Here is a 22,431-nt window from a genome sequence, read left to right as displayed (position 1 = left end):
GTGAAGTGTTGCAAGCCGGCGGCGCCAGCAGCGCCGGCCGTCAGTCCGGGCAAAAAAAATCGGCCGGCGCTGAACTGCCGCCGGCCGTGCAGGGAACCTTGCCGTCGACGGTGTTCAGTCGAACTGGTACGAATAAACCATGTTGATGCGCGGCGACCGATGACTGGCATTGGTCGGCTTGTCGCCGACCGGCTGGGCCAAGGACAGGTCCAGCGTGTAATAGCGCCGGTCCGAGAAGCGCGCGCCGAGGGCCACCGATGACAGGCTGCGGTGCGACAGCGACACACTGTTGGAGAACACGCGCGCCACGTCGGCCGACACGTAGGGCTGGATCGTGCGCAGGTAGGTCAGGTCGGGCAGGAACAGGCGGCTGATTTCGGCCGAGGCGCCCCAGCCCTTGTCGCCGGCGACTTCGCCGGCGGGATAGCCCAGGCCAAAGAAGCGGCCGCCAAAGCTGATCTGCTCGCCGGAGGCCAGCCGGTCGCCGCTGTACTGGCCGGCCGCGGCCACGGTCAGGCCAAAGCCCGCGGGCAGGTCTTTGGACTGCGACAGCAGCAGCCGCGTGCGGAAGAAGCTCAGGTCGTTGCTGTTGTTCTGGCGGCTCGCGCCCATTGCATCGAAGCCCTTGTACAGGCCCAGCGTGGCATTGCGGCTGACGCCTTCACCGCGTTGCACGTAGCTCACCTCGGCGGTGGCCACGCGCACGTTGGTGCCGAGCGTGACGCGCGTGCCGGTGGCGGTATGGGTATAGCGCTCGAACTGGTCGGCGCCGTAGACGCCGCCGGTCAGCGTCAGCGTATGCGCGTTGGACAGCAGCAGCGGATAGCTCAGCGTGCCGCCGATGCGCTTGGTGTCGTTGACATAGCGCGGGTCGAAGCCGATCGGCGCTAGCGTCGCGTTCTGCGGCACGCCGCGGTAGTGCGAGGCATTGAGCCGCGCCACCATGCCCTCGGTGCCGATCGGCTGCGCGTAGCTGGCCGCGTAGTACTCCTCGCTGTCGCGGCCCTTGGGAAACAGCGCCGACACCGAGATCTGCTCGCCCAGCGGGGTCAGGCTGTTGGTGGTCGCCGTGGCGATGGCGCGCAGCCCCGGCGACATGTATTCGATGCCGGTGCCGAAGGTGAACGGCTTGCGCTTGACGTCGAGCACCATCTCGCAGGCGCCGTCGGTGGTGGTCGGCGGCTGCACCGTGGCCGCCACCTGCAGCCCGGGCTGTAGCGCCAGCGCGTTGACGTAGTGCTCGAAGCGGTCCTGGCGCAGCGGGCGGTCCTGCTGCAGCTTCTCGGCGATGGCGCGCAGGCGGCGCTCGGCCGGGCCGGCCTTGCCGGTCACGGTCACCTTGGCCACGTAGCCTTCGACCACGGTGACCAGCACGTCGCCGTTGGCGAAGTCCTGCGCCGGCACGAAGGCGAACGACAGCGGGTAGCCGCGCTCCTTGTACATCTGCGTCACCGCATTGGCGGCCTCCAGCAGCTGCGCCACCGTGATCTCGCGGTTGGCCAGCGGCTTGAACTGCGCGGCCACTTCTTCGAACGGCAGCGTCTTGGCGCCTTCGATGCGAAAGCGCCGCGGCGTCAGGCGCGCGTTGAGCAGATCTTGCATGGCGGGCTGCGGCCGCTCGACCTGCACGGTCACGCGGCTGTCGGGCCGGGCCGGCGCTATCTTGGGAAGCGTCTGGGTTGGATCGCCCTGGACCGGGCTGCGCGGATCGGCCTGGACCAGGCCGTGATGGAACGCGCCGACGCCGACCAGCAGCGCGGCAACGCGATGACGTGCACGCATGGCAAAACCCCTGTAAGAAACACTGCGGCTATTGACGTCGCGTGCCACGGGCGTGGGGATTGCCGCTACCCCCGGGCGCCTGCTGTCCGATACTGCCGGTCCAGCGCGTGGCCGCTACGTTGAATCGGTGGTGCGCCGCTGCCCGCGATCCAGCGATCGCCCGGGCAGCGGCCAGGACGGGATTACTTCTGGCCGAGCGCGCCGGTCAGGCCGCCGAGCAGGCCGCCGACCAGGCCACCGATCGGGCCGGTGGTGGTCGAACCCTTGGTGGTGCTGCCAGCGGTCGAAGTGGCGCCGCCGGTGACGGCGGAGACGACGTTGGTGACGGGCGCCAGCGGGCTGGTGCTGCCCGTGCCCGCCGCGGCGCCGCCAACGCTGCCCACCACGCCACCCACCACGCCCCCCACCGCACCGCTGACCGCGGTAGTGACCGGCGCCAGCGGCGTGTTGGCCGTGGCGGAGGTGAGGCCGCCGGTGACGCTGCCGACCAGGCCGGTAACAGGCGCCAGCGGCGAACCCGTGCCGCCAGCGCCCACACCTCCCGTCAGCCCCCCGGCCAGCGAAGTTACCGGTGCCAGTACCGGGCTCAGCGCGCCCAGGCCGCCGCCGCTGGCGGGCCCGTTCACCGCGCCACCTAGCGCGGCCACGGTAGTGCCGGTGGCGTTCACCACGCCGCCGACGCCCGCAACCACCGGCGTGTTGGTTTGTTGGAGCCTGGTGCCAGCGGTTGCCAGCGCGCCGCCCACGGTCGCCAGCAGGCTGCTGGTCGGGGCGCCCAGGCCCGTGGCGGCGCCCAGTGTCTGCGTGGCAGTGGTCAGCTGCGAGGTGATCGGCACGATCAGCTTGCTGGTGGTGATCGTCACCTGCTCGATCGCACCGCTCGACAACACCGAGGTCAGCGTCTCGCCGGTGTTGCTGACGGTGTTGCCCAGCGTGCCGACCACCGTGCCCAGCGGCGCGGTCAGCGGCGCCAGCGGCGCCAGCTGGCCGGTCCCGAGCCCGCTCACCGCCGTGCCCGCGCTCGATACCGCCTGGCCCAGCTCCGTCACCGCGTTGCCGGTGCTGGCAACAGTGGTGCCGACCGGGTTGGTGGAATTGGGCATGCTGCCGAGTCCGGATTGCAGGCCCGTGGCCAGCGCGCCCACGGCATCGCCGGTAGCGGCCACCACGCCGCCCAGGCCGCTTTGCGTCTGCGTCGGCACCAGTGGCAGGTTGGCGCTGCCAAGCTGGCTGCCGAGATCGCTGATGGTGCTGCCGGTATTGCCCAGCACCGTGCCGGCGTTGTTGATCACCGTGGCGGTCGGGGTCAGCGCGGTCGGCGTCTCGCCGCCGCCGGTGTTGCCGCCATTGCCGCCGGTGCCGCCAGTACCGCCACCCGTGCCGCCGGTTCCGCCAGTACCGCCGCTCGTGCCGCCGCCAGTGCCGCCATTGGTGCCCGCCGTGTCGCTGGTGCCCATGGACGTCGAGCCGCTACCGCTGGCGCAGCCGCCCAGGGCCAGCAGGGTTGCGAGGAGTGCCATTACGGCGAGTTGTTGTTTGCGCATGATCTGTTCCTTCATTCCCGTCGTTTCAATCGCTCGGCCGCGCAACGCGTTCGTCATCGGCATGCTGCGGTGATGGGAATGGCGCAATCGGTATGCCAGCCTGTTGGCGCGCTACCGCACAGACCCCGCCGAAGTCGGGTATGGCGCCGGCGAAGCCTTGCGGCATGCGGGCTGCGCGCGGATCGGGATAAGCGCCGCATGGCCTGCGCGCGGCTTTGCCTGAGGGGGATGGCGCGTTACGCGTTACGTAACGTGTGTCGTGCGCGGGGAACAAACACAGCGCGGGCGATGGGGTGCGCCGCCCGCCGGCGCGCATGGCCGGCGCCACCGCCGCGTGTTCCCGCCTGCCCGGAACACGTTACGTAGCACGTAACGTGTCTGACCCCGGCGCGGCGCTGCCCGCGTGCCTTGCGTCGCTACCTCGATTCGCCCCGCAAGCCGCGCCCCGCAAGGCATGCAGGTGGCCTGCCGGTCGGTGCGCCGGCGCACCTTGCGGCGCTGGCACGGGCCTTGCCATTCCGTCTCCCGACGCGCCGGCGATTTCGCGTTCCACCGTGTGCCATGGCTGATGGGGATGGCAAGCCGGTCGAACAAAGCGGGACAACGGGGGCGCCCGTCGGCATTCCATGCGGCTCACAAGAAAAGACGGCCCGGCAGCGCCGTGGCCAACCAGACAGGAGAAGGACTATGAAGACCAAGCATTCCGCACCGCTTTCCGTGACCTCGCTGGCCGCGGCCGGCGTCGCCGCCCTTGCCTTGCTGATGGCGGGCTGCTCGTCCAGCGGCGGCGGCAGCGGCGCCAATCCGCAGCCCAGCAGTGGCGGCCCCGATACGCCGGTCACGCCGCCGCCGCCGGCCGCCGCGCAGTCCACGCCGACCGCCAAGGTCACCGAAGGCGCGGGCAACACCGTGGTGTCAGCGGGCAATGCCGTCAGCGAGATCGGCAAGTCGATCCAGGACGCGCCGCTGCCGCTGCTGCCCACCGATGCGCGTAAGGGCGCCGGCGGCGTGGTGGTCAATGCGGGCGAAGCGGTTGGCGCGCTCGGCGCCGGCGTGCGCGACGGGCTCGGGCAGATGGGCTCGGTCGACAACCCGCTCGGCGTGACCGTTTCCAGCACCGGCAACGTCGTGCGCGAAGTGGGCGATACCGTGGTCAGCGGTGGTGCGCTGGTGCAGGGCCTGGGCACCGAGAAGCTGGCGCCGCTGGCACCGTTGACCACGCCGGTGGGCGGCCTGGTCAAGCAGGTGGGCACGGCGGTGCAGGGTGGCGGCGACAAGCTGCAAGCGGTGCTGTCCGATGGCGCCGTCGCGCAGGTCACCAACTCGCTCAGCAAGGTCATCGTGCCGCTGACCAGCAAGGTCACCGACGGCACCCAGACGCTGGGGGCCGCCACGCGCCTAGGCGAACCTGTCAATGGCCTGCTGTACAAGGTCGGCAACACGGTCGCCACCGGCGGCAGCATGCTCAGCAATACCCAGGCCCCGGTGGTGGCACCGCTTGGCGGCGTGGTGACCGAGGCCGGCAAGACCGTTGCCGCGGTCGGCGTGCTGGTCCATGGCAACGGCCAGGCCGGCGGCAACCCGCTGGGCGGCCTGTTGAACAACCTGCCGCTGGCCGGCGCCGGCAACGGCCAGGGCGGCGATGGCGCTGCGGGCGGCGGCGGTGCGTTGGGCCCGGTCGGTGCCCTGCTGGCTCCGGTCACCGGCCTGGTGGGCGGCGTCAAGAGCGGTGTCGGCACCAGCGCCGGCGGCGGCGACAGCAAGCCGCAACTGCCGATCCTCGGTGGCCTGCTCCACTGAAATGTCTCGACCCGAATAGGTGTTTTCACGGTGCGCTGTCGCTCATCACCCCGTCGCAGCGCATCTTTTTATTCCCGCTGGCCGCGCGGCTGAAATGCCCGCTTGGCCAGGCTGCGGGCCGGTTTGCGCCGGCCCGCCTGCTCTTTAACAACCTTTGCGTCCAACGCGCGCCCGGGCGTTTGAAACGGATGCTTTAACCCCTTCGGGTCATTACTATCACCCGAGGGAGGGGTATGGTTGAGACATACCATGTCTTATAAAAAAGGCGCAGCAAGCGTGAATAGTCGATAAAAGAGCGGGCCACCAGAGCACCGTGATAATCGAACGGGGGAAGCGTGATCGCGGCATCAGATCACTTCGGGAGTGTCAACAAATCATGAAACGACTCATTGCACGCTTTATTAAAGATGAGCGCGGGGCAACCGCTATTGAATATGGGCTGATTGCGGGGCTCATCGCGCTAGCCATTGTCGGTACTGTCAGTTCGCTGGGCGGCAATCTAAACGATGCCTTCAAGAAGATTTCTGACGAAGTGCTGAAATTCAGCAAGACAGCGTCGACGCCTTAATCCTCGCTGAGCACGACGTGATTGCCGCGCTGCTCTGCGCGGCGACCCTCTACACAGACTTTGCTTACCGGCGGGTTCCAAATCTCCTGCTGGCGATCGCCGTGCTGGCCCTCGGGCTGGCACTGATCGCCGGACAGGCCGCGGAACCCTCGCTGGCCGCGCGCCTGGTCGGCGCGGGGCTGGGTCTTGCCGTCACCTTGCCGGTCTACGCCCTCGGGCGCATGGCCGCGGGCGACGTCAAGTTCCTGACGGTGGCGGGGTTGTTCACCGGCCCGCAAGGGCTGGTGGTGGCATGGGTCGTCGGCAGCCTGCTCGGACTGGTGCACGCGCTGCTGGCGCTGGCACTGGCACGCCGCACGCCGGCCGCGGATCACGCTTTGCCTTCCCAGGACCAACCACTTCCCACGGCGCGGTTTTCGCTAGCGCGCGGCATCCCGTATGCAGCGTACCTGGCCGTGGGGGTGCTGGCCTGGCTGGCTGCGGGCCGATAGCCGAAAAGGCTTGAGGCCGGCAGGCCGCGCCGCCGGTCGGCGCGGCAGCACACCAAGGGACCGGGGTTTCAGATGTTGCTGCACGCAAGGGTCAACAGGAATATCAGCCGACGCCGCCACGGCGCCGGCAGTGCCGCGATCGAATTCGCCATCGTGGCGCCGGTGCTGGTCACCATCGTGATCGGCATCGTGTACTACGGCGTGATGCTGGCGCTGCAACAGGTGCTGACGCTGGCTGCTGAAGAAGGCGCGCGCGCGGCGCTGCGCTATCCCGCCGGCGTTGCCGGCACCAGCCTGGCAGCCACCCAGCAGGCCCGTGTCAATGCCGCGGCCGCGATGGCGCGCAACACCCTTCCCGCATCCATCAGTGCCTTGATTCCCGCTGCCGGCATTGCCGCGGCCGTGCCATGCGCGGCGGGCTCGGCCGACATCTGCGTGCAGGTCACGCTGACCCTGCCCACCACCCACATCATGCCCGCGGTACCGATGGTGCCGCTCCCGGCCGCGCTGTCGGGCTCGGCCATGGTCCAGCTCTCTCCTGATATCTGATGCGCATGACGAACCGCCCCATGCCCGAACCAAGGACTTCCGCATGACCAGCAAGCAGATCCGATTACTGGCCATCGTGCTGCTTGGCCTGGCCTTGCTGCTGGCCCTGCTGGCGTGGCAGGTGGGACGCCAGCCGACCCAGCCCGCGGCATCGGCGAGCGCCAGGCCGCTGCATCCGGTGGTGGTCACTACGCGCCCGGCCGAAGCCGGCACGCCGCTCGATGCCGAGGCGCTCAAGGTCGAGCTGCTGCCGATCGATCCCGCCGGTGCCTATCGCGACGTGGCGCGCGTGACCGGGCAGGTGCCGCTGGTGGCGCTGGGCGCCAACGTGCCGGTGCTGGAAAGTCAGTTGCTGTCCGGCCTGGCCGCGCAGGTGCCGGAAGGCGAGCGCGCGGTGGCGGTATCGGTCGATGAAGTCATCGGCGTCGGCAACCAGGTGCAGCCGGGCGACTATGTCGATGTGTTCCTGGTGCTGCGGCGCGACCAGCAGGAAATCCCCGACAGCCAGGCGCGCATGCTGCTGTCGCGCCTGCGCGTGCTGGCCTACGGCGTGGCCTCGGTCAACCGACCGCAGGCGGTCAAGCCGGAACAGATGATGGCGCGCCAGGAAGGCGCCAAGACCGCGGTGCTGTCGGTGCCGCTGGAATACGTCAGCCGGCTGGCGATGGCGCAGCATTCCGGGCGCCTGATGCTGGCGCTGCGCAATCCGCAGGATGAAGCCATGCCCAGCGACGGCATGTTTGCCGAGCTGCCGCCCGCGCTGGCGGCGCGCGCCGGCATGGGCGCCGAGGCACCGCGCGCCGCCACCGACAAGGCCACGGCCGGCGTGCTGCTGTCCGGGCTGGCCGCCACCGCCGGCGCGCCGGCGCCGCGCGCACCGGTGGCAGCGCCGGCACCGCGGCCGCTGCAGGTTGCGGCGCCGCCGGCGTCGGCGCAGTTCAGGGAACGCGCCGGCGTGGAAGTGATCCGCGCCGGCAAGCGCGATATCGAATAAGAACGTGGGCGCCTATCGCATGCCAATCCAGAAGACCCCCGCCCATGCCGTGACGCTGCGCCGCCGGCTGTTGCAGCTGACGCTTGCCGCCATGATCGCCACCACCGCGTGGTGCGCGCTGGCGCCCCGTGCGCAGGCGCAGGACGCCGCCACGGCGCGACAATTGCGCCTGATGGCCGGCGCGCAGAAGGAACTGCGCAGTGCGCAGCCGGTGGAGCGCGTCGCCGTGGGCAACCCCGCGGTGGCCGATGCGCTGGTGCTGCGCACCCGCGGCGCGCCAAGCGTGCTGCTGGTGGCCAAACAACCCGGCGTGACCGACGTGATGGTGTGGACGCGCGGCGGCGCCGAGCCGCAGACCTACAGCGTGCAGGTCGATGCCATCGCGCCCGACGCCGATGGCGCGAAGCTGGGCTATTCGGCCGCCGGCGCCACCATCACCGGCCAGTCGCCCGACGCCTACGCCGCCGCGCGCGCGCAGGCAGCCGCGCGCGCGGCCACCGCAAGCAAGAGCGACGGCAAGCCGGGCCTGGTGGTGGACCGCTCCACCGTGCCGCTCTCAGGCACCGTGCAGGTCGACGTCAAGGTGGTGGAGATCAGCAAGACCGTGCTCAAGGAAGTCGGCATCAACTTCTTCCGCAACAACTCGGGCTTTGCCTTCGGCACGTTCTCGCCGACGACGCTGAACAAGTTCACCTTCACGCCGGGCAGCGGCGGTGCGCCCGGCAGCTTCAGCGCCGACATCGCATCGCCGATGAGCAATGCCTTCAACCTGGTGGCCGCGTCGCTCACGCACGGTATCTTCGCCAACATCAGCCTGCTCGAGGCCAACGGCCTGGCGCGCGTGCTGGCCGAGCCCAGCCTGGTGGCGCTGTCGGGGCAGAGCGCCAGTTTCCTGGCCGGCGGCGAGATCCCGATCCCCGTGCCGCAGGCGCTGGGCACGACCACGATCCAGTTCAAGCCGTTCGGCATCGGGCTGACGGTGTCGCCCACGGTGCTGTCGGCCGACCGCATTGCGCTGAAGGTGGCGCCCGAGGCCAGCGACCTCGACCCGTCGCGCGGCATCTCGATCAACGGCGCGGTGGTGCCGGCCATCGTCACGCGGCGCGCCGACACCACGGTGGAACTGGGCGACGGCGAGAGCTTCGTGATCGGCGGGCTGGTCAGCCGCAACACCGTCAGCAACGTCAACAAGGTGCCGGTGCTGGGCGACCTGCCCGTGATCGGCGTGTTCTTCAAGAACCTGAACTTCCACCAGGAAGACCGTGAGCTGATGATCGTCGTCACGCCGCGGCTGGTGAAGCCGATGGCGAGGAATTCGCCGGCGGCGCAGGCCGTCGGCGCCGACGGCCGGACCAACGCCAGTCCTAATGTGTGGGGCTGGTATGTGCTGGGTGAATACGCGGACCCGACTTTGCCGGGTTTCTCGAAATAGCCGCCGGCCATGCCGGCTGGCATGGCCAACAGCTTTGAGGCGGAGAGATGGATTATTTTCTGTTGCACGCAACGCAGGGCGAAGTCAGGGACTGGCTGGGCCGGGTCATCGGCGCGCTGGGCACGCTGGTGGCCGACGGCGGGGCCCAGGAAGGCTTTATCGAGCGCGTCTCCGAGCTGCGCCCCGGACTGGTGTTCCTGCATTTCTCGGCGGAACTGGCGGGCCCGTCGGCACGCCTGGCCGAGCAATTGCAGCGGCTGTTCCCGGGACTGCCGCTGGTGGCCGTGGGTCATGCCGGCGAGCCCGGCGTGATGCTGGCCGCGCTGCGCGCGGGCGTGAAGGACTTCATCGACCTGCGCGATGCGCCGGCCGAGGCCGAGGCGGTGGTCAAGCGCCTGGCCGTGCCGAGCGAACAGGTGCGCCCGGCCGAGGCGGCGCGCCAGGGCAAGATCGTGGCATTGCTCGGTGCGCGCGCGGGGGTGGGCGTGACCAGCCTGGCGGTCAACCTGGCCGCGGCGGCGCGCCGCCACCTGCCGCGCCACGCCAAGACCGATGCGCGCGCCGAAGTGCTGCTGACCGACCTGGGCTTGCCGGCGCGCGACGGCGCGCTCTACCTGAACCTGAGCCCGGGCTTCCATTTTGTCGAGGCGGTGCGCAACCTGCGCCGCTTCGACCAGGTCTTCGTGCAGACCGCGCTGACGCGCCATGGCAACGGCGTGTGCGTGCTGCCGCTGCCTGCCGCGCTGAGCGAGTTGCGCGACATCTCGTACGCCGATGCGATCGGCCTGCTCGAGCGCCTGCGCGCGTTCTTCGACCTGCAGATCGTCGACCTGGGCGGCTTCGGCAATGCCGAGTTCACCGCGCAGATCGTCAAGGCCGCCGACAGCGTGGTCCTGGTGGCGGACCAGAGCGTGGGCGCGATCGTCTCCGCCGCGGAAATGGTGCATGAACTGCGCGCGCGCGAAGTGGAGCGCGACGACCTGCACCTGCTGGTGTCGCGCTTCGATGCCCGGCTGGGCGTCGATGCCGCGCAGATCGCGCGGCGCGTGGGCGTGGAGTCGGTGGCGACGCTGCCGGACAGCCGCGAGGCGCTGGTGCTGGCGATGAACCGCGGCGCGGTGCTCGCCGACGACGACCCGCACTGCCCCTATGTGCGCGCGCTGGCCGAGCTGCTGGCGCGGCTGGGCTACCGCACGGCCGCGGCCAGGGACACCACGCTGCTGGCGCGGATCAAGGACAAACTGCCCGCGGCGCTGCGCGCCGCGCTGGTGGCGCGCGGCGCGCGCGCGGCACGCACTGGAAGCTGACATGACCCAAGCGATCGAATTCTCGGACAACACCCCCGCACCGTTCCCGGTGTCGCAGGAGTTCCACAACATCAAGGAAGCGGCGCACGAGCATCTGCTGACCCGCATCGAAGAGCTTGGCGCCGAGTTCGGCCGCTGGTCGCGCACCGCGATCCAGCGCTTTGTCGACCTGGAGCTCGAGAGCTTTACCCGGTTGCGGCGCATCCCCATCAACGAGGCCGAGCTGCGCCAGATCGCCGAGGCGCTGACCAAGGAGCTGGCGGGCTTCGGCCCGATCGAGGACCTGCTCAACGATCCCGCGGTCGAAGACATCCTGGTCAACGGCCACCTGGACGTGTACGTGTCGCGCCACGGCGTGCTCGAGCGCATCCCGGTGCGCTTTGCCGACAGCGGCCACCTGCTGCGCATCGTGCGCCGCATCCTGGCGCCGATCGGCCGGCGCCTGGATGAGTCCAACCCGATGGTCGACGCGCGCCTGCCCGACGGCGGCCGCATCAACGTGGTGATCCCGCCGCTGGCGCTGGAAGGGCCGGTGGTGTCGATCCGCAAGTTCCGCAAGGACCCGATGACGCCCGCCGACCTGCAGGCGCTGGGCACCATGAGCCCGGAAATCGGCGACCTGTTGCAGGCCGCGGTGCAGGCGCGCTGCAATATCCTGGTGAGCGGCGGCACCAGTTCCGGCAAGACCTCGCTGCTCAATGCGCTGGCCACCTTCGTGCCGCCCACCGAGCGCGTCATCACCATCGAGGATACCGCCGAGCTGGCGCTGAACCACCCGCACGTGGTGCGGCTGGAAAGCCGGCCCGGCGGCTTCGAGGGCACCGGCGTGGTGTCGATCCGCGACCTGCTGCGCAACAGCCTGCGCATGCGCCCGGACCGCATCATCGTCGGCGAAGTGCGCGGCGGCGAGGTGCTGGAGATGCTGCAGGCGATGAGCACCGGCCACGACGGCTCGATGGGCACCATCCACGCCAGCAGCCCGCGCGAATGCCTGTACCGGCTGGAGATGCTGGCCGGCTTCGCCGGCTTCCAGGGCAGCGAGATGAGCCTGCGGCGCCAGATCGCCAATGCGATCGACTTCATCGTGCAGATCGCGCGGCTGTCCAACGGCAAGCGCCGCATCGTCTCGATCACCGAGGTCACCGGCCTGGGCGACAACATCATCTCCACGCAAGAGCTTTACCGGCACGAGCCGTTCCTGAACCCCGACGGCACCGAGACCGACCGCTGGCTGTCGCTGGGCCTGCTGCCGCACTCACCCAAGCTGGCGCGCATGCGCGGGCCGGGCTTCATGCTGGACGACCGCTTCGATGTCTAGCGCCACGCTGATGCTCGCCGCGGTGGCCCTGGTCATCACCGGGCTGGGGCTGCTGCTGCTCGCCAGCGCGCAGGCACGCGCACGCCGCGAACAGCAGCAGGCCTTCCTGCAGGCGCAGACCGAGCAGGTGCGGATGCGCTACACGCAGGCGTCCGACCCCGGGCTGCAGATGCCGGCGCGCGACCTGCGCCGCCGCTGGGATGACTTCCTGCGCCGGGCCGACCTGGCGCCGACGCGCCGTACCGCGGTGGTCTGGCTGGCGCCGCTGGTGCTGTGCACGCTGGCCGGCGCGGTCGCGGGGCAATGGCTGGGCGCGGTGTCGGCGCTGGTGGCCGCGCTGGCGGTGACGGCGTGCGCGGCCTGGCATCGCGTGCGCCGGCTGCACAAGAAGCTGCTGTCGCAGCTGCCTGGCTTCCTTGACGGCGTGGTGCGTTTGATGACCATCGGCAGCAGCGTGCCGGCGGCGTTCCAGAATTCCATCGCCAATACCGAGGCGCCGCTGCGCCAGTGCCTGGTGCAGGCCGTGCACCTGCAACGCGCCGGCAAGGAGCTGGACCAGGCAGTGCTGCAGGTCGGGCGCGCCTACAAGGTCGAGGAACTGTTGCTGGTCGCTTCCGTGCTGCGCCTGTCGGTGCGCTACGGCGGCCGCGCCGACGTGGTGATGGAGCGAACCGCCACCTTTATGCGCGACCGCGAGCAGGCGCAGCGCGAGCTGATGGCGCTGTCGGCGGAGACACGGCTGTCGGCGTGGGTGCTGGGCCTGCTGCCGCTGGTGGTGGCCGGCGGCCTGTTCACGCTGAACGCCGGCTACATCCTGATGATGTGGAAAGACCCCACCGGCAAGACCATGCTGCTGTCGGCCGCCGCGCTGGAAATTGCCGGCGCGCTGATGCTGTACCGGCTGGCCAGGTCGATCTGAACGGCAACGATGACATCGCCATCATGGACCGCCTGACGCTGATCTCGCTGAGCCTGCTTGCCGCCGCCTGCGGCGTGGGCGTCATGGCCTTGCCGCTGCTGCGCGACTGGCGCCAGCGCCGGCTGTCGGCCCGCACCATCGACGCCGCGCTGGCGCGCCAGCGCGCGCTGGAGGCGGCGCAGGCGGCCCAGGCCACGCCCGCCGCGCCGCGCGCGCCAGGTGCGCACCCCGGCGCCAGGGCAACGGGCGCCGCGGCAACGGCCGGGGTAGCCAACGCGCTCGGCGCTCAACTTGGCGCGCGCGTCGGCGAGCGCTTCGACGCCCACTGGCTGGAATCGCGGCTGGGCCGCGCGGTGGTGACGCCCGAAGACCAGCAACTGCTGGAGCAATGCGGCTGGGTTGGCCTGCAGGCGCGCGTGGTGTTCGGCGTGCTGCGGCTGGCCCTGCCGCTGGCCTTGTCGGTACTGGCGATGCTGTGGCATGTCGGCGCGGGCGCGTTCGCCGTGATGGCATGGGGCTTCGGCACCTTCGCCGTGGCCTACCTGGCGCCCAAGTGGTACCTGCGCCGCCGCGCCGCCGCGCGCCTGCGCATGGTCGACGACGAGCTGCCGGTGCTGATCGACATGTTGCGGCTGCTGCAGGGCGTGGGCTTGTCGATCGACCAGAGCCTGCAGGTGATCGTGGCCGAGTTCGGCAGCATGCTGCGCGTGCTGGGCCCGGAGCTGGCGCGCGCCAACCAGCAGTTCGCGTCGGGCCGCTCGCGCGAGCAGACGCTGCTGCGCATCGGCCGTCTGTTCGACAGCGAAGACCTGAAGAGCCTGATCACGCTGCTGACACAGGTCGACAAGCACGGCGGTGCGGTGCAGGAGCCGCTGCGCCAGTTCGGGCTGCGCATGCAAGAGGCGCGCAAGTCGCGCATGAAGGATGAGATTGGCCGCCTCACGGTCAAGATGACCGCGGTGATGGTGGTCAGCCTGCTGCCGGTGCTGCTGATCCTGACCGCGGGCCCTGGTTTTCTCGGGGTAATTCGCATGCTGGCAAACATGGGAGGAACGCGATGATGCGATTCATGGCGCGCTCGGCGCGCCTGGCGACGAGCCGGATGCGGACTTCGGCCGCGTGCCTGCTGCTGGCCGCGCTGTGCGGCTGCGCCGCCGGCAACAACGGCGCCTCGGCCATGCACGAGCAGGCCGAGGCCCAGGTGGAACTGGCCAAATTGCGCGACAAGACCGCGCGCGCCGAGTACAGCGAACAGGCAGTCTACCTGGGCCTGATCCGCAAGATGCAGCAGGACGGGCTGTACTTTGCCTCGCTCGCGCATATCGAGGTCTATGTGCAGCGCTTCGGCGCCGGCCCCGAGATCCAGGTAATGCGCGCCGATGCGCTGCGCGAAACCGGGCAGGACCAGGCCGCCACCGAGGCGTACCAGCAGCTGGCCGCCACCGCCAAGGGCGCCGAGGCCGCACATGCGCACCACGGGCTGGGGCTGCTGGCCGGACGCCAGGATGACTTTGCGCGCGCGGTCACGGAGTTGCGCGCGGCCGCCGCGCTCGACCCGGTCAACGCGCGCATCGCCAGCGACCTGGGCTATGCGCTGATGCGCGCCGGCGCGCTGCAAGACGCACGCGTGCCGGTGATGCAGGCGCTCGAGCTGGACGCGCGCAATCCGCGTGTGATCAGCAATGCCGTGGTCTGGTTGATGGCCGACGGCAAGCGCGCCCAGGCCAACGCCATGATGCAGAAGGCCGCGCTGCCTGAAGCCACGCGCGGTGCCATCCGCAAGGAAGCCGACCGCATTGCCCGCGCTACCGCCACGCGCGACCGGGCCGCGGCACGCCAGGGGCAGCCGAAACCGATGACCGCACCCGCCGCTGCCGTGGCGGTGGTCGCCAAGCCAATCGCCATCGCCGCGCAAGCCGGCGCTACACCATGACAGCCAATCTTGTTGTTGCCCTCCGCAAGCACGCCCTGTGTCTCGCGCTCTGCCTGCCGGCGCTGGTCCCGCTTGCACACGCGCAGGGCGATGCCGCGTTGACCGAAGCGGCCGCGGCCACCTCCGCCGGCATGCCGCCCGGGCGGCCCGCGCTACGCGAAATCGGCGCCGATACGCGCGCGATCCTGGCGATCCAGCGCGAGGGTACGCAGGCCGGGCCGATGCTGCCGATGCACGGCGAGCAGGCCGCGCTGGGCTACGAGCGCTACCTGAACAGCTTCCGCTTTGCGCTGCCCGAGTTCTACACCGGCCAGGCCAACGCCAGCACCACCCGCTCCGGCTCGGCCGGGCAGATGCTGGGCGGAAAATGAGCCTGCGCCAGCCGCCGGTGCGCCGCACCCGTCGATGCGCGCGCGGCGCCGTCAGCGTGATGGCGGCGCTGCTGATCGCCACCGTGGCGATCGCCGCGCTGGTGTCGATCGACGTCGGCCATGTGTTCATGCGCCAGCGGCAGCTGCAGAACATGGCGGACCTGGCGGCGATGTCGGCGGCGCAGCAGCTCAAGCGCGCGGACAGCGCGGCCAATCTCAACGCTGCGGTGCTGGGCACGGTCAGCAATATCGGCGCGAAGAACGGCTATCCGTCCGGCATTGCCATGGGCTGTGCGGAGGCCGCCGGCGGCGGCGCGGATGCGATGACCGCCTGCGTCGGCGTGTGGGATCCGGCGACGGCCGGCCCGCGGCATTTCAACGCCGCGTACAACCCCGCTACGGTCTCGCCCAATGCCGTGCGCGTACAGGCCACGCAGACCGTGCCGATCCTGTTTGTGTTCAACGGCGGCAGCGGCAGGCGGTTGTTTGCGGAATCGATTGCCAGCGGCAGTCCGCCGGTGGCGGCGTTTTCGCTGGGGACGGGCTTGCTCGATGTCTCGACCGCCAACGGCATGCTGAGCGTGCTGCTGGGCAGCTCGGTGCAATTGTCGGCGGCGGATTGGCAGGGACTGGTAAATGCCAACGTGACGCTGGATCAGCTACGCCTACGGGCAAACGTAGGCACGGTGAATCAGTTGCTCAATACGGCCCTTAGTCTCAGGGATTTCTATGCGCTTGTACTCGGCGCCGCCGGCCGTGATGCACTATTAAATACGATGCTGGGCAGCCCACCGACCACGTTGGGCGCCGGTGGCGCTGGCGTTGCAGTTTCACTCGCCCAGTTGCTGCAACTTGGTGTGCTGGCGCCGGCGGCCTCGTCGGCCGCGGAAGCGGGACTCAGCGTAGCCCAGTTGCTGCTGGCGGGAGCGCAGGTAGCGCGGGGCGACACGGCAGTGGCGTTGCCCGTGACGGGGCAATTGCCGGCGGGACTGGGGGGCCTGAGTGCCAGCGTTCAGGTGATCCAGCCGCCGGTGATGGCGGTCGGGCCAGCGCGCAAGCTGACCGAAAATCCGACGACATGGCAAACCTCGGCGCACTCCGCGCAGGTAGAGGTGGCGTTGGCCGCCACCGTATCGAGTGGTCCGATCAGTGGTTTGCTTGGGCTGCAACTCAATGTGCCCCTGCATATTGCTGCTGCCGAAGCCAGGGCTGACCTGACCGGCCTGCAGTGCGCAGCGGCGCCCGCCGACCGTCGTGCCACGGTTCACGTGACCCCCAGCCTCATCAGCGCGTGTCTGACCAACCAATGCGCGGGTGGCAAGGTCACGATCGGGACAGCGTCGACCCTCTTCTATCCGCTGATCAAGCTGGTGGTGGTCGATAACCCGAAGCAGCGCAGTGCCGCTGGCACCGATGTCACGCTGGCGCCCGGTGGCCATGCACAGGTGGGCACAGCCAACCCGATCGGAGGGATATTCTCGCAAGTGCTGGCGTTGCAGGTGACGCCGGAGGTTCTGGGCGTCCCCATCCCGCTTCCCCTGGATCTGAGCGCCGTGTTGGTACCGCTGGGCACGGCACTGGACGCAATCCTGCCATCCGTTCTGGCGCAGGCCGGCATCCAGCTCGGCAACGCCGACCTCTGGGTCCACAGCATCGACTGCAACAATGCCGAACTGGTGTACTGAGCCATGATCGCGCCAAACCGCCTGATGGCAGAAACAGAATGAAGACAGACCGCTGGGCCTACGAAAACCTTGAAGTCTACGTGTGGGAAGGCAAGTACGAGATCGCCGACCGCGTTACCCGTTTCCTGGCGCCGCTGGGCGTGGATGTGATTCGCGCCGGCGCGCTCGAGGCCTTGCCCGCCGAGCCGCGCCTGAAGCCGTGCATCGCTGTGATCAGCGTGTCGGTGATTGGTGCTGCGCGCTTCTCGCTGGACTGGGAGGCCGCGCACGGCATGCCGGTGATCTGGGTGGCCGGGCCGGGGCGCGAGACCGATCCCGGCCGCTTCCCGCCAGAGTACGCGCATATCCTGGCCGACGACTTTACCGGCGCCGACCTGCGCAGCCAGATCGGCAAGCTGCTGCCGCAGTTGCTCGCCACCGAGGCGCCCGCCGAGCGCGAGGCCGACCTGGTGGCCGGCTCCGCGGCGATGCGCCAGCTGCTGCAGCATGTGGAAACCTTCGCCGACTTCGGCAGCAACGTGATGCTTTACGGCGAAACTGGCGCCGGCAAGGAACGCATCGCGCGCCTGTTCCATGAGCGCAACAGCACCTACGGCAAGGGACCCTTCGTCGCGGTCAACTGCGGCGCGATTCCCGACGGGCTGTTCGAGTCGCAATTCTTTGGCCATGCCAAGGGCGCGTTCACGGGCGCATCGTTCGCGCATCGCGGGTATTTCGAGCAGGCCAACGGCGGCACGCTGTTTCTCGATGAAATCGGCGACCTGCCGCTGTTCCAGCAGGTCAAGCTGCTGCGCGTGCTGGAAGAGAACGTGATCACCCGGCTGGGCTCGACGCTGGCGGTCAAGCTGGATTTCCGGCTGGTGGCCGCGACCAACAAGGACCTGCGCGACGCGGTGCGGCAGGGACGCTTCCGCGCCGACCTGTTCTTCCGCCTGGCGGTGATCGAGATGCGCATCCCGAGCCTGGAAGAGCGTGGCCCCGCCGACAAGCTGGCGCTGCTGCAGTCGTTCCTGCGCCATATGCTGGGCGCGTCCGGCTTTGACGCATTGCCGCCGATGCCGGACTGGCTCAAGGGCGCGGTCGGCACCGCCTACTTCACCGGCAACGTGCGCGAGCTGCGCAACCTGGCCGAGCGTGTCGGCATTACCGTGCAGCAGACCGGTCACTGGGACGAGGAACGGATCCGGCCGCTGTTCCGCGCGCTGCATCCGGGCGCGTTCGATGGCGGCGAGCGCGCCGACCTGCGCGGCGACATGGAAGAACGCCGCCGCATCCTGGCCGCGCTCGACGCCAATGGCTGGCGGCGGCAGGACACGGCGGCAAGCCTGGGCATCAGCCGCAAGGTGCTGTGGGAAAAAATGCGCAAGTACCAGATCGCCGACAGCGAGGCCGAGCCGGTCTGAGCGCCAGCCGCACCAGGGCAGGCGGATTTCGTTCAGGTCGCGCGCCCGCTGGCCCGGTGCTGAACGGGCGGCGGGCTGCGACGCATTATGATGCGGGTTTCGCCGATTCTCCAACGGACCCCCGGATTGCGTTTCCTTCACACCGCCGACTGGCATCTCGGCCGTCTCTTCCATGCGCGCAGCCTGCTGGAAGACCAGGCCCATCTCCTCGACCAGTTTGTCGAACTGGTCCGCACCGAGCGGCCGGATGCCGTGCTGATTGCCGGCGACGTCTACGACCGCGCCGTGCCGCCGCCCGAGGCGGTGGCGCTGCTCGACGATGTGCTGGGCCGCATCGTGGTCGATGCGGGCGTGCCGGTGGTGATGATCGCGGGCAATCACGACAGCGCGCAGCGGCTGGAATTCGGCGCGCGCCTGATGCGCGCGCAGGGGCTGCATGTGGCCGGGCGCACGCTGGCGGCGGCCAGTTGCGTGACCTTGCACGACGCGCACGGCGAAGTTCGCATCTACGCGCTGCCATACGCCGAGCCCGCCGTGGTGCGCGATGCGATCGGCACCGAAGTGCCGTCACATGAAGCCGCCTTGCACGCACAGCTCGATGCCATCCGCGCGGTGCATCCGCCCGGCGTGCGCGCCGTGGTGGTGGGCCATGCCTTCGTGGTGGGCGGCGCGGCCAGCGAATCGGAACGGCCGCTGTCCGTGGGCGGCAGCGGCGCCGTGGCCGCGGACCTGTTCGCCGGCTTCGACCTGGTCGCGCTGGGCCACCTGCACCGGCCACAGACGCTGGGCGGCGGGCGCCTCCACTATGCGGGCTCGCTGCTGAAATACTCGCTGTCGGAATGCGCGCACGAGAAGTCGGTGTCGCGCATTGAACTGGATGCGGACGGGGCCGTTGCCATTACGCCGGTAGCGCTGCAGCCGCTGCGCGACGTGCGCGTGGTCGAGGGCGAGCTGGCGCAATTGCTGGCTGCGGGCGCCGACGACCCGCAACGCGACGACTACATCCACGCGTGCCTCACGGATACCGGCGCGCTGCTGGACCCGATGGCCCGGCTGCGCCAGGTCTATCCCAACGCGCTGGCGATCGAGCGCACGGTGCTGGCGCGCAGCGGCGTGGCCTCCGACGCGGGGCGCAAGCTGCGGCAGCTTGGCACGGGCGAGCTGTTCGCCAGCTTCTTCCGCGAAGTGGCCGATGCCGAGCTGGACCCGGCCCAGCGCGCCGCGCTCGACCAGGTGCTGGCCGGTATCGCCGCGGCCGAGCGGGAGTCGGCATGAGACCGCTGCATCTGACGCTGCAGGCGTTCGGCCCCTTTGCCGCGACCGAACAGGTCGATTTCACGCGGCTGGGCGAGCAGGCCTTCGTGCTGATCCATGGCCCCACCGGCGCGGGCAAGACCACGCTGCTCGATGCCATCTGCTTTGCGCTGTACGGCGACACCTCTGGCGGCGAGCGCAGCGCGCAGGCCATGCGCAGCGCCAATGCGGCAGCGGGCTTGCGCACCGAGGTGACGCTGACGTTCAGCCTGGGCGCGCAGCGCTGGCGCGTGGTGCGCTCGCCCGCGCAGGAGCGGCCCAGGCAGCGTGGCGAGGGCTGGGTGACAGAACCGGCAAAGGCGCAGCTGGATCTGCACGACGGCAACGGCTGGACCAGCAAGGCCAGCCAGCCGGGCAAGGTCACCGATGCCGTGCGGGATCTGCTGGGCTTTGACAGCGCGCAGTTCCGCCAGGTGATCGTGCTGCCGCAGGGACGCTTTCGCGAGCTGCTGACCGCCAGTTCGCAGGCGCGGCAGGCCATCCTCGAGCGGCTGTTCCGCACCGAGCTGTACCGCCGCGTGGAAGAGCTGCTGAAGGCCGAGGCCGCCGGCATCCGGCGCGACGCCGAGCGCATCACCATCCAGCGCGAGGAAGCCTTGCGGCAGGCCGGGATGGAGTCGGCTGCGGCGTTGGCGGACAGCATCACCACCATGCAGGCGGAGCTGCAGGCGCTGCATGGCCAGGAGCAAGGCGCGCGCGTCGCGCAAGCCGCCGCCCAGGCGGCGCTGGCGGCTGGCGAGCAGGTCGCGGCGCGCCTGCAGGAGCGCCAGCAGGCGCAGGCCGCCCATGCCGGGCTGCTGGCGCGGCAGGCCGCCATGGAAGAACAACGCGCCCGCTTGCACGCGGCCCAGCGCGCCGCGCGCGTCATGCCGGCGTTGCTGTCCGCACAGGCCGCGCAGCGCGATCACAGCGCCGGCGCCAGTGCATTGGCGCAGGCCAGCGAACACGCCGGGCGCGCCGCGCAACGGGCCGCACAGGCCGCCGCGGCCTTGCAAGTCCAGTCGCAGCAGGCTGACGTACGCCAGGCCGCGCAGCGCCGCGTTTCGCAACTCGAGGCGATGCTGCCGCGCGCGCAGCGGCTGGGAACCCTGCAGCGCGCCTTGCAGGAGGCCGAGGCCAGGCAGGCCGCGGCCGCCACGGCGCGCGGGCACGCCGTGGCGCAACTGGAGACATGCCGTGCCGCCGCCGCGGCCGCCGAATCGGCATTAGCGCAGGCGCAGCTTGCCGCGGCGCAGGCACAGGCGAGCGCCTTGCAACTGGCCGCGCTGCAGGACCGCGCGCGGCAATTCGAGCGGTATCGGCAGGCGGCGCAATCGCTGGCCGCCGCCAACGGGCAAGCCGCCGGCCACGCGCGGGCCGAACAGCAGGCGCTGGATCAGCGCGACCGCTGCCGCGCCGCGCTGGCAGAGGCCGAATCCGCGTGGCGCGCCGGCCAGGCCGCACGCCTGGCGCAAGGTCTGGCGGCGGGCGATGCCTGCCCGGTCTGCGGCAGCACCGCGCATCCCGAGCCGGCACAACATGTGGCGCAGCCGCTGTCGGACCTGGCGCTGGAGGCCGCGCGCCAGGCCCTGCTGGAAGCGCAGGCCGAAGCGGTGCGCTGCACCGGCCAAAACGAGGCTGCGCAGCTGGCGATCCGGCACGCACGCGAGCGGCGGGAAGAACTGGCCGCGGAACTCGGCGATGCCAGCGACGAAGCCGCCGCCAGTCTCGACGCCGAGATCCGGTCGCGGCAAGCGGCGCTGGCGCGGGAGCAGCAGGCTTCGGCCAGCCTGGCGCAACGCCAGGCCACGATCGCGGCCGCGCATGCCGCGCGGGAAAGCGCTGAAGCCGTGCACCGCGACGCCGTTGCCGCCGCCGATGCCGCGTTGCAGGCGCTGGCCCATTGCCGCGCTGAATGGCAGGCCGAGAGCACCCAGGTGCCCGAGGATTCGCGCGATCCGGTGGCGCTGGGCGAGGCGCTGCGCCAGGCGCAGGCCACGCTGGCGGGGCTGGAGCAAGCGCTGGCGACGGCGCAGGCGGCCGAGCGGCAGGCCGCGGCGGAGCATGCCGGTGCGCAGGCCGCGCTGGCGTCGGCACGCCAGGCCCAGGCGCAGATCACTGAACGCCTCGCCAACGCCGACACGGCACTGGCGCAGGGGCTCGCGCAGCACGGCTTTGCCGATGCGCAGGCGCACGCCGACGCCTGCCTGGATGATGACGCGATGCAAGCGCTGGACGCCACGTTGCGCACCTTCGACAGCCAACTGGCCGCCGCCGCCGACCGGCACGCACGTGCGCAAGCTGCCGCGCAAGCGCTGGATGCGCCGGACCTCGACGGGCTGCGCGCAGCGCTCGGGGCTAGTGCGGCGACGGTGGAGTCCCTGGTGCGGCAACAGGCCGAACGCGGCCGTTCTCGCGACGCGCTGCTGCAATGCCAGCAGCGGCTGCAGCAGCTGGACCACCAGGGCCGCGACATCGAAGCGCGCTTTGCCGTGCTGGGCCGGCTTGCTGAAGTCGCCAACGGCAACAACCCGCGCCGCATGACGTTCCAGCGCTTTGTGCTGGCCACGCTGCTCGACGAGGTGCTGGAAGCCGCCTCCACGCGCCTGCTGGCGATGAGCCGCGGCCGCTATGCGCTGCAGCGCATGCGCGAGCAGGCCGACCAGCGCAGCGCCGGCGGACTCGACATCGAAGTGTTCGACCACGATACCGGCGCGGCGCGCCCGGCCAATACGCTGTCAGGCGGCGAAGGCTTCCTGGCCTCGTTGTCGCTGGCGCTGGGATTGGCCGACGTGGTGCAGTCGCGCGCGGGCGGCATCCAGCTCGACACGCTGTTCGTTGACGAGGGCTTCGGCACGCTGGATCCGGAAAGCCTGGACTTTGCCCTGCGCACGCTGCTTGACCTGCAGCAGGCCGGGCGGCTGGTGGGCATCATCTCGCACGTGACGGAACTGCGCGAACGCATCGACGTGCGGCTGGAAGTGCGGCCCGGGATCGACGGCAGCCGCGTGCTGCTGAGCGGCGTACCGGCGGCGGCCTAGC

General features: G+C 70.3%; 18 protein-coding genes. 16 read left to right on the top strand and 2 right to left on the bottom strand.

Annotation, left to right across the window (positions count from 1 at the left end; all coding sequences use genetic code 11):
• Positions 1-114: 114 nt before the first annotated feature.
• Together E5S69_RS29870 and E5S69_RS29865 are read right to left on the bottom strand one after the other, a co-directional pair.
• Entirely contained in the window at positions 115-1,782 is a 1,668-nt protein-coding gene (locus E5S69_RS29870; RefSeq protein WP_171518039.1) for a ShlB/FhaC/HecB family hemolysin secretion/activation protein, read from the bottom strand.
• Positions 1,783-1,964: 182 nt separating this feature from the next.
• Positions 1,965-3,326 (bottom strand): collagen-like triple helix repeat-containing protein, encoded by a 1,362-nt coding sequence (locus E5S69_RS29865; RefSeq protein WP_171518038.1) that lies wholly within the window; start codon positions 3,324-3,326, stop codon positions 1,965-1,967.
• Between the two features lie 687 nt (positions 3,327-4,013).
• Between E5S69_RS29865 and E5S69_RS29860 the strand changes: the two genes are divergently transcribed.
• The 16 genes from E5S69_RS29860 to E5S69_RS29785 all read left to right on the top strand — a co-directional run bounded on the left by E5S69_RS29860 (position 4,014) and on the right by E5S69_RS29785 (position 22,430).
• A complete protein-coding gene (locus tag E5S69_RS29860) occupies positions 4,014-5,126 on the top strand; it encodes a collagen-like triple helix repeat-containing protein (protein ID WP_171518037.1) in 1,113 nt (370 codons plus the stop codon).
• Positions 5,127-5,502: 376 nt separating this feature from the next.
• Positions 5,503-5,694, top strand: a complete 192-nt coding sequence (locus E5S69_RS29855) for a Flp family type IVb pilin (protein ID WP_171518036.1) — start codon at positions 5,503-5,505, stop codon at positions 5,692-5,694.
• A gap of 17 nt (positions 5,695-5,711) precedes the next feature.
• Positions 5,712-6,185, top strand: coding sequence for a prepilin peptidase (locus E5S69_RS29850; protein WP_171518035.1), 474 nt, complete (start codon positions 5,712-5,714; stop codon positions 6,183-6,185).
• 72 nt (positions 6,186-6,257) lie between these two features.
• Positions 6,258-6,734, top strand: a complete 477-nt coding sequence (locus E5S69_RS29845) for a TadE/TadG family type IV pilus assembly protein (RefSeq protein WP_171518034.1) — start codon at positions 6,258-6,260, stop codon at positions 6,732-6,734.
• Positions 6,735-6,777: 43 nt separating this feature from the next.
• A complete protein-coding gene (gene cpaB, locus E5S69_RS29840; protein WP_171518033.1) occupies positions 6,778-7,728 on the top strand; it encodes a Flp pilus assembly protein CpaB in 951 nt (316 codons plus the stop codon).
• 19 nt (positions 7,729-7,747) lie between these two features.
• Positions 7,748-9,160 (top strand): type II and III secretion system protein family protein, encoded by a 1,413-nt coding sequence (locus E5S69_RS29835; protein ID WP_171518032.1) that lies wholly within the window; start codon positions 7,748-7,750, stop codon positions 9,158-9,160.
• A 47-nt stretch (positions 9,161-9,207) separates the two neighbouring features.
• A complete protein-coding gene (locus tag E5S69_RS29830; protein ID WP_171518031.1) occupies positions 9,208-10,467 on the top strand; it encodes an AAA family ATPase in 1,260 nt (419 codons plus the stop codon).
• A gap of 1 nt (position 10,468) precedes the next feature.
• Positions 10,469-11,785 (top strand): CpaF family protein, encoded by a 1,317-nt coding sequence (locus E5S69_RS29825; RefSeq protein ID WP_171518030.1) that lies wholly within the window; start codon positions 10,469-10,471, stop codon positions 11,783-11,785.
• Positions 11,778-12,704: a type II secretion system F family protein gene (locus E5S69_RS29820; RefSeq protein WP_171518029.1), complete on the top strand. Its 927-nt coding sequence runs from the start codon at positions 11,778-11,780 to the stop codon at positions 12,702-12,704. Before E5S69_RS29825 ends, E5S69_RS29820 begins: the two co-directional genes overlap by 8 nt.
• 23 nt (positions 12,705-12,727) lie before the next feature.
• Entirely contained in the window at positions 12,728-13,765 is a 1,038-nt protein-coding gene (locus E5S69_RS29815; RefSeq protein WP_171518028.1) for a type II secretion system F family protein, read from the top strand.
• An 8-nt stretch (positions 13,766-13,773) separates the two neighbouring features.
• Complete coding sequence (locus E5S69_RS29810; RefSeq protein WP_171518063.1) at positions 13,774-14,637, top strand: pilus assembly protein TadD; 864 nt, start codon at positions 13,774-13,776, stop codon at positions 14,635-14,637.
• Entirely contained in the window at positions 14,634-15,008 is a 375-nt protein-coding gene (locus tag E5S69_RS29805; RefSeq protein WP_171518027.1) for a DUF3613 domain-containing protein, read from the top strand. Before E5S69_RS29810 ends, E5S69_RS29805 begins: the two co-directional genes overlap by 4 nt.
• Positions 15,005-16,693 (top strand): TadG family pilus assembly protein, encoded by a 1,689-nt coding sequence (locus E5S69_RS29800; protein ID WP_171518026.1) that lies wholly within the window; start codon positions 15,005-15,007, stop codon positions 16,691-16,693. Before E5S69_RS29805 ends, E5S69_RS29800 begins: the two co-directional genes overlap by 4 nt.
• Before the next feature lie 38 nt (positions 16,694-16,731).
• Positions 16,732-18,096 carry a sigma 54-interacting transcriptional regulator gene (locus E5S69_RS29795; RefSeq protein WP_171518025.1) on the top strand — a complete coding sequence of 455 codons (1,365 nt, stop codon included), beginning with the start codon at positions 16,732-16,734 and terminating at the stop codon, positions 18,094-18,096.
• 126 nt (positions 18,097-18,222) lie between these two features.
• Positions 18,223-19,371 (top strand): exonuclease SbcCD subunit D, encoded by a 1,149-nt coding sequence (locus E5S69_RS29790; protein ID WP_171518024.1) that lies wholly within the window; start codon positions 18,223-18,225, stop codon positions 19,369-19,371.
• Complete coding sequence (locus tag E5S69_RS29785; RefSeq protein WP_171518023.1) at positions 19,368-22,430, top strand: AAA family ATPase; 3,063 nt, start codon at positions 19,368-19,370, stop codon at positions 22,428-22,430. The genes E5S69_RS29790 and E5S69_RS29785 overlap by 4 nt, the downstream gene beginning before the upstream one ends.
• Position 22,431: the final 1 nt, after the last annotated feature.

This window comes from Cupriavidus necator (genome assembly GCF_013141915.1).
Lineage (GTDB): Bacteria > Pseudomonadota > Gammaproteobacteria > Burkholderiales > Burkholderiaceae > Cupriavidus > Cupriavidus necator_B.
This window is presented reverse-complemented; position numbering and strand designations above follow the sequence as displayed.